This is a genomic window from Tissierella pigra (assembly GCF_018917845.1).
GTDB lineage: Bacteria > Bacillota > Clostridia > Tissierellales > Tissierellaceae > Tissierella > Tissierella pigra.
The window spans coordinates 3,546,751-3,562,127 of record NZ_JAHLPJ010000001.1; the positions used below are offsets into that span (position 1 = coordinate 3,546,751).

General features: G+C 30.1%; 13 protein-coding genes. 1 reads left to right on the forward strand and 12 read right to left on the reverse strand.

The window, feature by feature from the left end:
• Positions 1 to 88: 88 nt before the first annotated feature.
• The 9 genes from KQI41_RS17185 to KQI41_RS17225 form a co-directional block, all read right to left on the reverse strand.
• On the reverse strand, positions 89 to 1,561 hold the full coding sequence (locus tag KQI41_RS17185) for a sigma-54 interaction domain-containing protein (protein ID WP_229768569.1): 1,473 nt from the start codon (positions 1,559 to 1,561) through the stop codon (positions 89 to 91).
• Between the two features lie 276 nt (positions 1,562 to 1,837).
• A complete protein-coding gene (locus KQI41_RS17190; protein WP_216585801.1) occupies positions 1,838 to 3,127 on the reverse strand; it encodes a methyl-accepting chemotaxis protein in 1,290 nt (429 codons plus the stop codon).
• A gap of 6 nt (positions 3,128 to 3,133) precedes the next feature.
• The gene (locus KQI41_RS17195; protein WP_154440558.1) at positions 3,134 to 3,829 is read right to left on the reverse strand and encodes a cache domain-containing protein; all 696 of its coding nucleotides are present in this window, start codon (positions 3,827 to 3,829) and stop codon (positions 3,134 to 3,136) included.
• Between the two features lie 166 nt (positions 3,830 to 3,995).
• Positions 3,996 to 4,751 carry an acyl-CoA dehydratase activase gene (locus KQI41_RS17200; RefSeq protein ID WP_154440560.1) on the reverse strand — a complete coding sequence of 252 codons (756 nt, stop codon included), beginning with the start codon at positions 4,749 to 4,751 and terminating at the stop codon, positions 3,996 to 3,998.
• Between the two features lie 13 nt (positions 4,752 to 4,764).
• Complete coding sequence (locus KQI41_RS17205; RefSeq protein WP_154440562.1) at positions 4,765 to 5,928, reverse strand: double-cubane-cluster-containing anaerobic reductase; 1,164 nt, start codon at positions 5,926 to 5,928, stop codon at positions 4,765 to 4,767.
• A 106-nt stretch (positions 5,929 to 6,034) separates the two neighbouring features.
• Complete coding sequence (locus KQI41_RS17210) at positions 6,035 to 6,418, reverse strand: iron-sulfur cluster assembly scaffold protein (protein ID WP_154440564.1); 384 nt, start codon at positions 6,416 to 6,418, stop codon at positions 6,035 to 6,037.
• 79 nt (positions 6,419 to 6,497) lie between these two features.
• Positions 6,498 to 8,357 carry a sensor histidine kinase gene (locus KQI41_RS17215; RefSeq protein ID WP_154440566.1) on the reverse strand — a complete coding sequence of 620 codons (1,860 nt, stop codon included), beginning with the start codon at positions 8,355 to 8,357 and terminating at the stop codon, positions 6,498 to 6,500.
• A 164-nt stretch (positions 8,358 to 8,521) separates the two neighbouring features.
• The gene (locus KQI41_RS17220) at positions 8,522 to 9,547 is read right to left on the reverse strand and encodes a copper amine oxidase N-terminal domain-containing protein (RefSeq protein WP_216585802.1); all 1,026 of its coding nucleotides are present in this window, start codon (positions 9,545 to 9,547) and stop codon (positions 8,522 to 8,524) included.
• Positions 9,548 to 9,635: 88 nt separating this feature from the next.
• Positions 9,636 to 10,121 (reverse strand): LURP-one-related/scramblase family protein, encoded by a 486-nt coding sequence (locus KQI41_RS17225; protein ID WP_216585803.1) that lies wholly within the window; start codon positions 10,119 to 10,121, stop codon positions 9,636 to 9,638.
• A 123-nt stretch (positions 10,122 to 10,244) separates the two neighbouring features.
• Here KQI41_RS17225 and KQI41_RS17230 point away from each other — a divergent pair, with 123 nt between their 5' ends.
• The gene (locus KQI41_RS17230; RefSeq protein WP_154440572.1) at positions 10,245 to 10,913 is read left to right on the forward strand and encodes an RluA family pseudouridine synthase; all 669 of its coding nucleotides are present in this window, start codon (positions 10,245 to 10,247) and stop codon (positions 10,911 to 10,913) included.
• A 47-nt stretch (positions 10,914 to 10,960) separates the two neighbouring features.
• On the opposite strand, the gene KQI41_RS17235 is transcribed toward KQI41_RS17230, so the two are convergent.
• The 3 genes from KQI41_RS17235 to KQI41_RS17245 all read right to left on the reverse strand — a co-directional run bounded on the left by KQI41_RS17235 (position 10,961) and on the right by KQI41_RS17245 (position 15,003).
• Positions 10,961 to 12,655, reverse strand: coding sequence for a methyl-accepting chemotaxis protein (locus KQI41_RS17235; RefSeq protein ID WP_216585804.1), 1,695 nt, complete (start codon positions 12,653 to 12,655; stop codon positions 10,961 to 10,963).
• A gap of 164 nt (positions 12,656 to 12,819) precedes the next feature.
• Positions 12,820 to 13,545 (reverse strand): DUF5714 domain-containing protein, encoded by a 726-nt coding sequence (locus KQI41_RS17240; protein WP_154440576.1) that lies wholly within the window; start codon positions 13,543 to 13,545, stop codon positions 12,820 to 12,822.
• Between the two features lie 156 nt (positions 13,546 to 13,701).
• Entirely contained in the window at positions 13,702 to 15,003 is a 1,302-nt protein-coding gene (locus tag KQI41_RS17245; protein WP_216585805.1) for a methyl-accepting chemotaxis protein, read from the reverse strand.
• Positions 15,004 to 15,377: the final 374 nt, after the last annotated feature.

Consider the following 15,377-nt stretch of genomic DNA (forward strand, 5'->3'; position numbering starts at 1 on the left):
ATATAAATAAAAATCACAATTAGTATAAATACTCTTACTAATTGTGATTTTTTAATTCAATATTGCATTATTGAAATTCATTATTGTATTAATTTTCTATACCTAAGGCTTGCATTTTTCTCACAACGGTTGATTGTGATACTCCTAAAATCTCTGCTACCTTATAGGTGCTACCATGTTTTCTAAAGGCCTTTTCTATTATATTTTTTTCCAACATATCAATAGCCTCTTTTAAGGTAATATCATCTTTAGTAAACAAATCAATAGAAATCTTGTCTGTGCTTAAAGTATTCATTACACAATCCATAGTTATAAATTCTTCATTAGTGATAATAACAAGTCTTTCTATGGTATTTTCTAATTCACGAACATTACCAGGCCAATTATAATACTCTAATGCTTGTAATGCAGCTTCATCAAACTCTAAATTCTTTTTATACCTCTTATTAAATACTTCTAAAAACTTATATGCAAGAATTCTGATATCTTCTTTTCTATCTCTAATAGGTGGTATAGTTATTGGAATAACATTTAATCTATAATATAAGTCCTCTCTAAATTTACCTTGCTTTATTTGCTCTAATAGATTTTGATTTGTTGCTGCAATAATCCTTACATCTAATAGTTTAGGTATAGTGCCTCCTACTCTAGTGATCTCTCTTTCCTGCAAAAATCTCAATATTTTAGATTGCAATTGCATGGGCATCTCTCCGATTTCATCTAATAATACGGTTCCCTTATGTCCCATTTCTAATAACCCTATCTTCTCCTTCTGCAATGCTCCAGTAAAAGCACCTTTTTCATATCCAAATAATTCCGACTCCAAAAGAGTTTCAGGTATTGCAGCGCAGTTAATCTTTATATATGGTCCATCACTCCTATTACTATTTTTATAGACCTCTCTAGATATAATTTCCTTACCTACTCCAGTTTCACCTGTGATTAAAACAGTTGCATCTGTTTTTGCAACTTGGTTAATAGTTTGTCTAATTTTTCTGGCATCAAGACTATTTCCTAAAAATTCACTTTCATTTTGACTATCTCTTATGTATCTTAATTCACTGAGATACTTTTTATTTTCGTTTTCTGCCTTCTCTAATCTTTCTCGCAATGAATTAATTTCCGTAAAATCTCTCATTACAGTAATTACTTGGGATATATTTCCTTTTTGGTCTACAAATGGATTTCCAGTTATTAGTACCTTTTTATTATTGTTTTTAATTATTGAAATTGCAGATATCTTTTTTTTACTTTTTAGAACTTCTAGAGAAACTGCACTGGTAAAGTATTTCCTATCTAGCATATCTTGTATATGTCTACCAACTATTTCTTCTCTGCAAATTCCTGTTATTTCTGTATAACCCTTGTTAATTTCAGTTACTACACCTTGACTATCTACTATGCAAATACCATCTGACACTGCATCTCCTAGCTCCAATGCAGTTAATGCTCTTTCTTTATGAAATTTATTTTCTTTTTCTAATTCCTTTATCTTTCTTTCCATTTTCATTATTTTCTCGTTATGATTTTCATTTTCAATATATTCTTCATTAAATACCAATCTATTTCCTCCTTAGCCTAATATTTACTTAAGCAGTTCCTTTAGAAATAATTAGTTACTATATTTAAGTCAAGTTGTAAATATATATTATCATATATTAAAATTCTTTGTCCATTATATTTGTTATATAAAAAGCTAGTTAATCTTGGAATAGTAAACATAGTATTATATATTACTATGATAAATTTAGATACAAATTTAATTCTGTGTCATTATAGAATAACCCCAATCTTTGAAGCTAGACATCAAAAATCGGAGTTATTGAAAATAATATATCTATATTCTAAAAATATTCAACCTTTCTTTTAGTTCTTGTGATAATTCCTTTAATTTTAATGCCGTTTCATTAAATTCTGTCATAGTTGCGTTTATTTCCTCTGCCGATGCAGATACCTCCTCCGTACTTGCTGAAGATTCTTCTGCTACTGCTGCTATACTTGCCATAGTATTTACTATATTATCCGTATCCTTATTGGTATCTTCTATAGTGTATTTTATATTCCCTATACCTTCCATTAAACTATTGATACTCTCCAATATTTTACCAAATATTTCTCTTGTTTCTTCAACAGATTCAGTTTGGTCTTTAACTATTGACTGAGTATTATCCATGGAATATACTGCTAATTGGGATTTTCCTTTTATACTTTCTATTAAGGATTGAATTTTTGCTGTAGCGGTACTCGATTGTTCCGCTAGTTTTCTTATTTCGTCTGCTACTACAGAAAATCCTCTTCCTGCTTCTCCAGCACGAGCTGCCTCTATTGCTGCATTTAATGCTAAAAGGTTTGTTTGAGATGATATACTATTTATAGCTTCAGTTATGATTCCGATTTCTCCAGTTGCTTCATCCATTTCCTTTATAACTTTAGACATATCCCTAGTGGATATATTTACTTCTCTTGTTCTTTCCGTTAATTTATTCATATGTTTAAGTCCTTCTTGACTTAAGTCATTGGTCTTTAAAGATATATTGTTCATATTGTTTGCCAATTCTTCTATATTCCCAATTTCCTCCACAATTTTATTTAGAGCTATTACTCCTTCATTAATATCTTCAGCTTGAGTTATGGTTCCTTGAGCTAATTGGTCAATTGTAATACTTATTTCATCTACTGCTATGGAAGTTTCATTTGCACTGGTACTCATATTATCCGATGTGGAGAATATAATATCTGAGGAGTTATTTATATCTAAAACCAATTCCTTAATAGTATCCACCATATTATTAAATCCCTCTCCTAAAGTTTGAAATTCGTCTTTAGTATTTATATCTGTATGCACTAAGAGATCACCACTGGATACTTTTTGAAATGCCTCTAAAATTTTGTTTATACTATTATTCATACCTTTAACTACAATTAAAGATAATGCCACTGAAACAATAGCTATAATAACCACTATAATTTGAATTATTGACTTTAGTTTATTAATGTCATCTAATAGTTCTTTTTCGTCTAAAGTAACTACTATTTTCCAATCCCTCTTACTATCTGTTGTATGTCCTATATATCCTCTTTTCCCTTGGATTCTATAGGTTTCAAAGTTCTGGTCACTATTTAGCACATCATCCTACCAAGGCATTTCTTTGGCTGTCTCCTTGCTTAATTCTTGAGAATCTGGATGGGCTACTGTTACCCCTTTTGAATCAATTATATGTAAGTAGCCATTTTCTCCAACTTTAATAGATGATAATATATTAGTCAAGTCCTCTAAAGCTATATCTATTGCAAGAGCACCTACTATATTTCCATTTTGTTCTACAGTTTTAGATACAGTTATTATATTTTTTCCTGTAAATGCGTCTATATATGGGTCTGAGTAAGTTATGTTTCCCTTATTTACTACTGCATCCCTATACCAATCCCTTGCTGTAGGGTCATAATCAGGTGCTAATTCAGTTTCAGGATATAATATGGTCTGTTTATTTTCTAAACCTATATATGCTCCTAAAATCGCCGCATCACTTTTGTGTGCATATCCTAATTTTTCAAAGACCTCACCAGTAAGTTCATAATCAAAATACACATCTTTAAACATTGGATCTTCACTGAACATATTAATTAGTGATTCAAATCTTCCAAAGGAAAAATCTATGGAATTTTGAACCTCCTCTATATTCTGTAAAGACATAATTTTTAATTTATCATATAATGTATCAAAAGATATTTTATATGACAATACTCCCAACAATACTAATGGAACAACTGATATAAATAGAAGTAATACTGTCAACTGAGTCTTAATACTTTTCTTATTTTTCTTCAATTCTTCTCCCCCCTAATATCATTACTATTATAAATATTTATCGACAATATTCTATTATATATTAGTTAATTTTATAACTATCAAATTAGTATTAATTTTTTATATTTATACCCACTATATATAAACATAAAAAGGCTAATTGAATTATCAATTAGCCTTTTTATGTTTATATACTTTTTGCTAATAATGCCGCTCCTATGGCACCTGCATATCTAGCCAAATCACTTGTTTTTACTTCATTTTGAAGTTTTTCCGACAGAAGAGTAACAAAAGGTTCTACTTCACACAATCCACCTGTTAAAAAAATAGTATCTGTAGTACCATGTTTGTGAAGAAGAGCATATACCCTTCCTGTAATGGAATTTACTATTCCTCTTGCTATGCTTTCTCTTTTTGTCCCCGCTCCTATAAGGCTTATGACTTCAGATTCTGCAAATACTGTACACATACTAGTGATATTTACATCATCTCCTGAAAGAGCCATTTCTGCTAATTCGTCTATACTGACACCTAAAGTGTTTGCCATTAATTCCAAAAACCTACCAGTACCTGCTGCACATTTGTCATTCATGGTGAAGTTAGATACTTTCCCATTCTCTAATGTAATGATTTTGGTATCCTGACCCCCTATGTCTATTACAGTTGCATCTGTTCCTAGTAAATAGTGAGTGCCTTTACCATGGCAGGTTATTTCTGTTATGGTTTTATCTGCATAGGGAACGGAGATTCTTCCATATCCAGTGGCTATGACCTTCGACTCATCTATTTTTATATTTTCTTTTTCTAGTTTCTCTTTTATTGATTTTGAAGTTTCTACACTACTCCATCCTGTAGGCATGGTGAAGTTCTTTATTAGATTATCTTCTTCAAATACAGATACCTTTGCTGCCGTTGATCCTATGTCTATCCCTATATAATACATTATTTCTCATCCTTTACTTTGCCATTGATGGTTTTTCTATGGTTTCTAAGAAAGCCTCAACTCTTACTTTTACTTGTCCAGTATCTGAATCTGAGTAGTCAGTCTCTATTTGAATAAACGGAAGATTTAGTTCTTCCTGAACAAATTTCTTAACTGTAAAGGATTCTATATTATAAGTATGACATGCTTGCCAAGTCAAATCTACTACTCCATCTACATCATATTCTTTAGCTAATCTCTCTATTAAATCCAATCTTCCATTATTATTGGTCATACATGAACAAGGAGTAGATAAATATTTTTCTGCTAAAGCAGTTATAGGGTCTTTATTTTCATCTACCATTACATCTAGGCCCTTATATCCAGTACAATTTTCTAAAGCTACTACTGATGCTCCTGCTTCTTCCAATGCTTTTAGCACTTTTTCAGAACCAGCTCCTATTGGACATCCTGTAAGCAATATTCTAGGTGCATTTTCATCAAAGGCATATATTCCCTTTTCCATTCTCTCTTCTACTTCAGCTATTAGTCTTTCAATTAAGTTTATTCCTGCTTCTTTATCTACATTGAATCCTTTTAGCCATTGAGCCAACATCATATCCATTCCAGATAAAGGTGCAGGCTTGTGAGCATTTAGTTTATGTAATCTTTTCATTGCATCTCTTTCTCTATTCATAAGCTTAATAGCTTCTTTTAGTTTTTCATCTGTTATTTCTACTTCAAATTTTTCCTCTAGAAACTTTTGAAATTTAACCATTTCTTTTTTCCACAATTCCAGTGAATCTTCATCATCAGCTGTTTGTGGCAAATTCATTATGTGCATAGGTTTTATTTTACCCATTAATTCATACATCTTTTTCTTTCCATCACAAGTAGTCTCTGCTAATAAAGCATCTGAAAAATAGAAGTATGGACATTTATCTGTAATTGCAAAACCATAACTAGATTTAATTAGTGGACATAGGTTTCTTGGTAATTCTTTTTCTGCATCTTCTATTGGTGCCTGGGTTGTCCCACATAAAGTTACAGAAATTGCGTCTGCTGCTAATGCTATTTCTGAAGGTGAAAATACACAGTACATTCCTACTACTTTTTTTCCTGCTTCGTGAGCCTCTTTTATTTTAACTGAATTCACGCCTCTTAACGCTTCAACTTCTTCCATTACAACTGGTCTCATATTATCGCTCCTTTTTAAGAATTACATACATCTAAATATTATCATGTAAAAAAACCATGTTCCAATTGTTTTTATCAATAGGTACATGGTTTAATATAGATATTTCTTATAAGGATTTATTCTTTTTTAAATAGTCATCTATGGCAGCTCTCAACCCCTTTACCCCAAGAACTGAACAGTGAATTTTACTTTGAGGAAGTCCATCTAAGGCATCTATTAGCTGTTTCTCTGTTATACTTAAAGCTTCTTCTATGGTTTTGCCCTTTGCCATTTCGGTTATCATACTACTTGTAGCTATAGATGCAGTACATCCAAATACTAGAAAACTAATATCTGTTATTATATTATCTTTTACCTTAATGTAAATAGTTAAGGAATCACCACATTTTAAATCTCCATAAGTTCCTTCACCATGAGGGTCTTTCATGCTTCCAACATTCCTTGGACTCATAAAATGTTCTATTACCTTCATTGAGTATTCTGAATACATTTAATCACTTCCTGTTATATATAATATATATATTTTAACATAAATTTATATTTCCGTATAAGGTTTTCTTGTTTCCACTTTATACATAAATATCTGAGAATTCCACTCGTATCTTTTCAGCATTAACTGGATTATTGCTATCTTCTATATCATAAAATTCATCCAAAACTTTATTTGGTAACCCTATTATAAATTCTGTCCATTGCCCCAGTTCGCTTTCCACTGATATATAGCCTTCATGCAATTCTACCAATGCCTTAACTAAATGCAGTCCTATACCTGAACCTTCAGCTCTTTTATTCAATGGAGAGTCAACTTGAGAAAACCTATCGAATATCATATGAAGTTTATCTGCCGGTATTCCTACTCCACTATCTCTTACGGAGATCATAACTACTTCTTCTGTATTTTTTATATTGACCTCAATTTTTCCGCCAGCTTCTGTAAATTTGATTGCATTTGATAATAGATTCAAAATAATTCTCTCCATCATATCTGAATCAAAAGCAATTATTTTTTCTTCTATATCTGTATCGAATATAATATTGATGTTTTTTAATTTGGTGTATTCAACAATGGACATAGTAATATCTTCTACTACCTTGACTATATCATTATTCATAGGTCTGAAATGGAAATGGTTTGTCTCTAATTTATTTATATCAATAATATTATTTATAAGTCTAAGGAGTCTATAACTATTTTGCTTCTGCATATAAATATATTTATTAAAGTAACTTTCAAATTCCTCATCTTCTATATCGCAGTTTTCTAGTAATTGTACACAGCCTAATATTATATTAAGAGGTGTTTTCAATTCGTGAGACATAGTTGCCAAGAATTGAGATTTTAATTCATTGTATTCTTCTACTTCTTTTACCTTCTCACTAACAGTGTCTATCATACTATCAAATGCTTGCCCCACATCACCTAAGTAATCATCATTTTCTATTTCAGTTCGTATAGTTAAGTCACCTTTTATAACTTTATATGCCGTATCCTTTAGTTTATCTATTGATCTAATAAGTCCATTGGATACAAACATTGCTATAATAAACGATATAAAATAAAAGAAAACAAGAACAAATATATCTTTTGTAAAGGTTTGTCTATTGTCTATTAGTAATTCTTCTATAGAAGTAACTGCAAACGCTGACCATCCTATTTCATCTAGGGGGAAATTCACTTCTAATTTATCTTTGCCTTCTATATTAGAATACCTTGCAGAGGTTCTAACTATTTGTCCCTTTAATGCCATTATACTAGGTGAATCTAAGGCTATTTTTCTTTCTTCCAATGACATATCATTTTTAATAGAACAATATACATAAGTTCCCTCTTTATCGATTATTCCATATGTGCTTTTATCATCTGGCTTATTTAATGGTATTATATCTTCCATATCATTAACGTTTAGTGTATTTATAACTATTCCCTTTAATTTTCCGTCCACTCTTATTCCTCTTGCTATAGGTATTATTAACTCTTTGCTAATAATACTATGCTGCAAATTTCCCACAGCTTTTTCCTTGCCAGATAAGATTTCATTAAAATATGTAGTGTCACGTATATCTATTTCTAAATTATCACTATATAGATCTGTAGTTATAATGCCTTCATCAGTGGCCCAATAATATTGCATATCTAGGTTGTTGTCTCTGTATTTGATTTTGTTCAAGTATTCCTTTATACTTGCATTGCTCCAGTTAGTATGTGTAGTTATGGAAATACCTATAGTATATTGGTTGTCCCATATTCTTTCCAAAAAATTTACAAATACATTGCTAAGCATTTCTGCTATATCAGAATTTACCTCTATTTGATTTTCAATACTTTCATTAAATTGTTTTTGTATATCTATAAACTTTAGTATTGATAAGGGGATTAATGTTACAAAGATTATATAAATTATTTTTAGTCTTATATTTTTACTCTTCAATATCTACCCTCCTATTATTTATACTAAAATTTGATTTACAAATTGGTTCTTTTTCACCATTGTAACACTTTTCCCATATTTTAACAATAAGCTAATGCGTTAAATTAAAAAATCAGGAAACTATGATTAAATCATAATTTCCTGATTTTAAAGGAGATCTTATATTATAGACCTATATTGATTATGCCCTCTTTTGTTATTTCTACTCCTAACTTTAGAACTTCCTCTAGAAAACTAATGGGTACATAAGAAGTTGAGTCTTTAAACTCTGGTGCTGTACCAAGTTTAATCAGCATCTTTGCAAAATTATAGTTATCTTCTCCAATAACTATAGATGTGTATTGAGCTCCCTTTGTTAATTCTGCACTTCTTGCTTTATTATTCCATTTTACCTCATATCCCAATGCCTCAGCTATTTGTCTAAGGGGTATCATCTTAATACCTTCATCATTTGTATAAATTAAGTTAGTTAATTTAACTTCCTTTCCATCTATTATTATCTTGTCTAAAGCTGTAATTTCTGTAATCTCCACCTTTTCTTCCTTTAATGTTTCTTTAATTACAATTATCTTCTCTGGAGTTGTTTGTGCTGGAATACTTTTCGTTGACGCAGTATAGAAAACTATTAAATCTTTGTCTTTAATATCTTCTTTTTCTACCTTTTCACCATCTTTATTTACTATAACAGTATCCTCACTAATATTTAATTTTAGATCATTTTCTCCGCTTACTAAATCTTCATTAAAGCCAGATACCTTAATAAATGACGGTTCTTCACTTTCTTTTACAACTATTACTCCTGGTGTCAATTGTCCTGGAAGGCTCAATAACATTGGAGTATGTTTAGCATAATATGCAGTAATAGTCATTCCTTCTTTTAATTTATCTTTATCAGTAAAATCTTTAGCTTTATGGTTTAATAAAATCACATCTTCATTGATATGGAGTATTAGTCCATATTCATCATCCTCGGCTTTTATAAGCATGGAAAGCTTATCTCCATCATTTTTTATTTCAACAATTTTTCCTTCATAGTTTATATAATCTTTAATCTGTACTTCCTTATCTGTTATAGGTGCAGAAATAGGTATTATATCTAAATTTTCATTTGTTTCAGCCTTAACTGCTAATGGACTTAAAGTCATATATGTTGCTAATGACAATGCTATATATTTAGTAGTTTTTTTCATTTTTTAATCACTCCTTATCTTTTCTATAGTATATCAATGATTTATAGGAAAGTGGTTACATTAGTATTACATTATGATTACATTAAATTTAATTGTTATTTCTATTATCATGAAATACCTGATCCAATACTATGACTAAGGCTAGTATAAAAGGTTGGTTTTCTTCATCTGATATATCTACAGAATAGGTATCTGAAAAACTAAGGAACTTCTTACTTATCCAAGCAATGGGTCTGCCATCTTTTATTATATTAAAGTTATAGGCCAAAATATCTCCATCTATGGTAAAGTTTCCATAGAAACTGTCTATTGTAAATTTGGGTTTAAAAAAGGTGAATTCTTTTTGAACTTTCGCCACTAAATTTTCACCTTCATAAATATTATACTCTGGTAAAAATCTAAATATCTTTTGTTCAATATAGAATAAATTCCTTCCTTCCATATCATATAAGTTTAATTTATTACCTATAGACAATATTTTCCCAACTATTTCGTAGAAAGGTCTTCCATTTTCATCATTTATTGTGAAACTATCCGAAAAGGAAAATATCCTTTCTTTGATTAAATATCTCATAAAATCCACCTCTATTATAGATTATTTTCTTTTCTTTATTTTACACTATTATTATAATACTATTATAACTATATTTTTTATATAAGAGAATAATAAGATATAGAATAAATTTATGGAGGAAATATGGACATTAAAATTATTTTTGAAGATAAAGATATATTAGTGGTGGAAAAACCACCTAAAATCCCCTGTCAGGGTGATAAAACCTCTGATGATGATTTGATGAGTATATTAGATAGACCCTATCTAGGATTGGTACATAGATTAGATAGACCTGTTGGTGGCGTTATGGTATATGCAAAAACAGAGAAGGCTAATTCCTTTTTATCTAAAGAAATTTCAGCCCGAAACTTATATAAAGAATATCTAGTTGTTGTATGTGGAAAACCCCTTGAAACTCAGGGAGAGTTAAGGAATCATCTGAAGAAACTTCGTACTATTAATATGAGTAAAGTTGTTGACGACAAAACCCATGGTTCTAAGGAAGCCATACTTCAATATAGTGTACTGGATACAATAGATACTGAAGAATACGGAGCATTAACCTTACTAAAGATTATATTAAAGACTGGACGTCATCATCAAATAAGAGTTCAGCTATCTCATGCTGGCTTTCCTATATGGGGAGATAATAAGTATAATAAGACTTTTGTGAAGAAAAAGGAATGGACTCAAATTTCTCTTTGGGCTTACAAAATAGGATTTAAGCATCCTAACGCCAAGGAGTATATGAGTTTTACATCTTTGCCTTATAAAGAGTTTCCCTGGAATAAATTTCATATTAACAATTAAAAAATCATCTCAAGATAATTATCTTGAGATGACTTTTTATATAAAGCCTAATATTTAAATCTTCCTATACTTTTCAATATGGACTCAGCTTGTTTTGCTAATTCCTCACTAGCATTGGCTATTTCCTCCATAGAAGCTGTTTGTTCTTCTATAGATGCAGAAGCTTCCTGAGTTCCAGCAGCATTTTCTTCAGAAATAGCAGATAGGGTTTCCATAATATTTATAACTTCGTCCTTTCTTATACCCATTTCTTGAGTACTTTCATTTATTATTTCAATACTATCTTTCATTTTTTGAATGAATTCTGATATACCTTTAAATTTATTGCTTGTGTCTACTACACTTGTTGATTGAGAATTTACTATCTTCTCTGCTTCTTCCATTAGCATGACTGAATGTTCTGTTTTTTGAATCAAATCTTTAATTACTTCTGTTATTTCATTTGCAAATCCAGTAGATTGTTCTGCTAGTTTTTTGATTTCTTCTGCTACAACTGAAAACCCCCTACCAGATTCACCTGCTCTAGCGGCTTCTATAGCCGCATTTAACGCCAATAGATTAGTTTGTTCTGCAATATTTCTTATCATATCGCTGGCAACAGATATTTTCTCTGCACTAGTATTGGTTTCCATTATTGTTTTACCTACACTTATACTTATTTTATTGTTGTCTTCAGCACTGGTATTTAGAACCTTTATGGATTCAAATCCTTCTTCTATTAACTTTATAACTTCGTCTGAAGATTCATTTAGGTTTTCAATTAACTCCGAACTTTTTTCAATAAATATTCCCAAATCGTTTATATGAATTGATCCGTCCTCTGTATCTTTAGCTTGGTCTGTTGCTCCCTTTGCTATTTCATCTATGGCTCTTGCAACTTCTTCAGCTGCAACAGATGATTGTTCCGTCGTAGAATTTAATTCCTCTGATGAAGCTGCCACTTGTTGAGATATATCTGCGATTTCCACTACTATATTTCTAACCTTTTCCACAAATATATTAAAACTATTGGCAATATCCCCTACTTCATCTTTACTATTTATATCTACTCTTGAAGTAAGGTCTCCATCATTTGTTGCTAATTCTTCTAATTGTTTTGTTATAGTTATCAATCCTTTAATCTTCTTCAAAAGTACCATAAAAGTTAAAATTATAATAGTTATGAGTAAGGCCATGAGAATATATACTATTATAAATTGAAGTTTAGCCTTATTTAATGCTGATTCTGCATTTATCCTTGCCATGGTGTTTATCTCTTCTATGAATTCGTTAACTAACTTATCAATTCCAGCCTTGGCGTCATTATAACTACTACTAAATATTAACTCTCTAGCTTCTTCCATATTTCCAATTAATACTATATCTAAAGCCCTTTCTTCTACCTTTGCTAAATCGTTTGAAGCATTTTCTGCTTTATCTAATATTTGAATTTGCTCCTCCGTTGCTCCTAATTCTTCCAATTTAACTAAAACCTTTTCTCTTGTTCTAGTTTCATTTACTTCTTTCCAATAATTATCATAGTATACTTTTTCTCCTAACAGTACATAATTCTTTGTCTGCTCTGTTAAATAATCTGATGCCTTTTTAAGTTCTAGTCCCAAATGTTCAAATTCAATTTGTTTTTCTTTTGCCTCTCTCTCTTGATTTATGGCTGAATTAAGTCCAAGTAAAGCCATTACATTTACTACTATTACAACAATACTTATACCACCTATTATTTTTAGTAACTTTGAAATTTTCATTTTTTCACACCTGTTTCCTCAATTTTTTCATTACAATATTTTTTGTAAATCTACAAGGTTTGAAGCTACTAAATCACTTGATTATATTTTTCAAATAAATTATACTATTTGCTAATATTTCATATAGATTATTGTATGTTTGTCCCTATGGTTTATTATATTCTCTATTTGAAATAAGGACACTCTAATTTTAAACACTCTCTATTGTTAGATTTAAATCCACAAATAGGTTTGTAGTTTTCATAGTCATACATTTTCATTCCAAAATGTTCTTCTGAAATCTTTGCTGCTGTTTTTATTGCAGTAAATACATTTCTTTTACAACATCTTGGACCACCAGTTTTAGATATTTCTATTAAACTTGTGCCAGTCATTAAGTTTGCCAATCCCCAGTTTTCCTTTGTCAGAGGGGTTGCCTCTGTTATTATACTAATAAAGATTCCTGTACCTACTGCTGCACCACAATTTCCATAAAATCCACATATACCACCTTTCACATCCTTCGCCCTCATTTTGGCAACTGCAAGCTTTTTGATTTTATTCTTTTTTTCATCTTTAATATTATAATAAGATGTTATAAGAACTGCTGGTACTAAGAAGTGATGTTCTGGGCCGTGCATATTTATCATAGGACTTTTCATAATTTCAATTGCCATTTCAACGGGATTAGTTTTATCTGTATTTTTACAATATCTTTCTATTAAATCATTTCCACTGATAGAATGGCAGGAATCACATACATAATGCCCATCTTTACAGCTTACATTGGATTTGAATTTTTCATGACAATATAGGCATTCCAAGTCCTTATACTCTTCAAAATATTCAAGTTCTTGTCCACAAATCATACAATCCTTTGAATGTATTTTTTCATTAGTTTTTATATCCATAATTATCTCCTTTATTATCAATTTAATATAATGACTCTTATTAAAATTATTATATCATTATTCTGACTTTTCTTCCATATTAGATTTATTTCGACAATAAATGACAAAAACATAGTTGGAATCTTCCTCAACTATGTTTTTTATATATGTTATTTACTAGATTTTAAATTTTTTAACAATAGATTGTAAATCTTGTGCCAAATCATATAAACCTTCACTGCCTTTAGATATTTCTCCTGTAGATGCTGATTGTTCTTCCATAGATGCTGTTACTTGCTGTGTAGCTGCTGAATTCTCTTGAGCAATGGCGGAAAGACCTTGTAAAAAGTTAAGTATTTCGTCTTTCTTTTCTTCCTTATTTTTTTCTGATAAGTTTATCTCTTTAATAATTCTTTCTGTATCTTTCATAGCTTCAGATATTAGTATATATTTATCTTTACCACTTACAACATTTTCTGTCTGTTCTTCAGCTCTAGCTTTCACTTGTTCCATAATGTTTACTGTATTTTCAGCATTATCCTGTAATTCTTCAACTACTTTATTAATGGTTTCTATTGAAAAAGACGATTGCTCTGCTAGTTTTTTAATCTCATCTGCTACAACTGCAAATCCTCTTCCAGCTTCACCTGCTCTTGCTGCTTCTATGGCAGCATTTAAAGCTAGTAAATTTGTCTTTTCTGATATTACTGATATTAAATTACTTGCTTCACTAATTTTATTGGAACTATCTTTAGTTTTAGATATAGATGTATGTATTTCTGTTACAGCCCTATTGCTTTCCAGTGTTATATTATATAAATTTTCCATCTTTTCTATGCCATCATCAATTATTTCCATTACTTTGTTTGATTCATTTGTTAAGTCTTTAATATATTCAATATCTAATTCAATGATTTCCCCTAATTCCATAGCTTTTGCTGAGGCTTCTTCTGTGTTTTGTGCCTGTTCAGATGCACCATTGGCTATTTCTTCTGCTGTTTTTGCCACTTCTTCTATGGCAATGGCTGATTGATAAGTTACTGATGTCATCTCTTTTGAAGCAGTGGCAACTTGCTCCGATGAACTGCTAATATCTCCTAAAATTTCTTTAAGGTTAGCGGTGATATGTTCTATGGCTCTAATAAAGCTACCTATCTCATCTTTTCTTCTAGCATACTTTTGAGGTGTTTCTCTAGTTATATTATATTCGGCTATTTCTTCTAAATGCTTTACCCCAGCAATAATTGGCTTGGTTATTGCGTTTCCTATAAAATATACAATAAATATACCACATATTATATTAATAGTTGTATCCTTTATAATCTTTCCTCTTAATACGGAGACGATATGGGATGCTTCTCCTATTTCTTGTGTAAGAAGTTTGTCAGCTGTGAGTATGGTTATAAGACCTGTAGAAATAGATGCTACTAATAGTAAAACCGAAAAATAGACAATAAGTTTAGTTCTAATGCTTTTCAATTTAAACCCCTCCTTTTAATTATGCTATAATTTTATCATTTATCCCAAATATTGCCATATTAAAACAATATTTTCTCTATTAATTTATTATATACATATTTTACCATTATTTGTAATCTTATATATTAGGACTTATTTCCTATATTTATAATTCTTAATATATATTTTTATTCATTCTACAGGATTATAGTATAATAATTATAAATATATAAAATTATGTAAATACCTGCTGCCTATCTTTATTTTTTTATAATCCTTTGGTAAATATTTATTATAAATCAAAGGAGGAATTCACATGAAAATCAAAAATTAGCTAAAGAAAAAAATATTTCTGTTATTGTTGGATTAGGTGCTAGTTCTGGACTGATTCCTTT

Coding starts and splice junctions, on each gene's coding strand:
- KQI41_RS17200 (WP_154440560.1), bottom strand. CDS start 4,751: ATGTATTATATAGGGATAGACATAGGATCAACGGCAGCAAAGGTATCT.
- KQI41_RS17205 (WP_154440562.1), bottom strand. CDS start 5,928: ATGAGACCAGTTGTAATGGAAGAAGTTGAAGCGTTAAGAGGCGTGAAT.
- KQI41_RS17210 (WP_154440564.1), bottom strand. CDS start 6,418: ATGTATTCAGAATACTCAATGAAGGTAATAGAACATTTTATGAGTCCA.
- KQI41_RS17220 (WP_216585802.1), bottom strand. CDS start 9,547: ATGAAAAAAACTACTAAATATATAGCATTGTCATTAGCAACATATATG.
- KQI41_RS17225 (WP_216585803.1), bottom strand. CDS start 10,121: ATGAGATATTTAATCAAAGAAAGGATATTTTCCTTTTCGGATAGTTTC.
- KQI41_RS17230 (WP_154440572.1), top strand. CDS start 10,245: ATGGACATTAAAATTATTTTTGAAGATAAAGATATATTAGTGGTGGAA.
- KQI41_RS17235 (WP_216585804.1), bottom strand. CDS start 12,655: ATGAAAATTTCAAAGTTACTAAAAATAATAGGTGGTATAAGTATTGTT.
- KQI41_RS17240 (WP_154440576.1), bottom strand. CDS start 13,545: ATGGATATAAAAACTAATGAAAAAATACATTCAAAGGATTGTATGATT.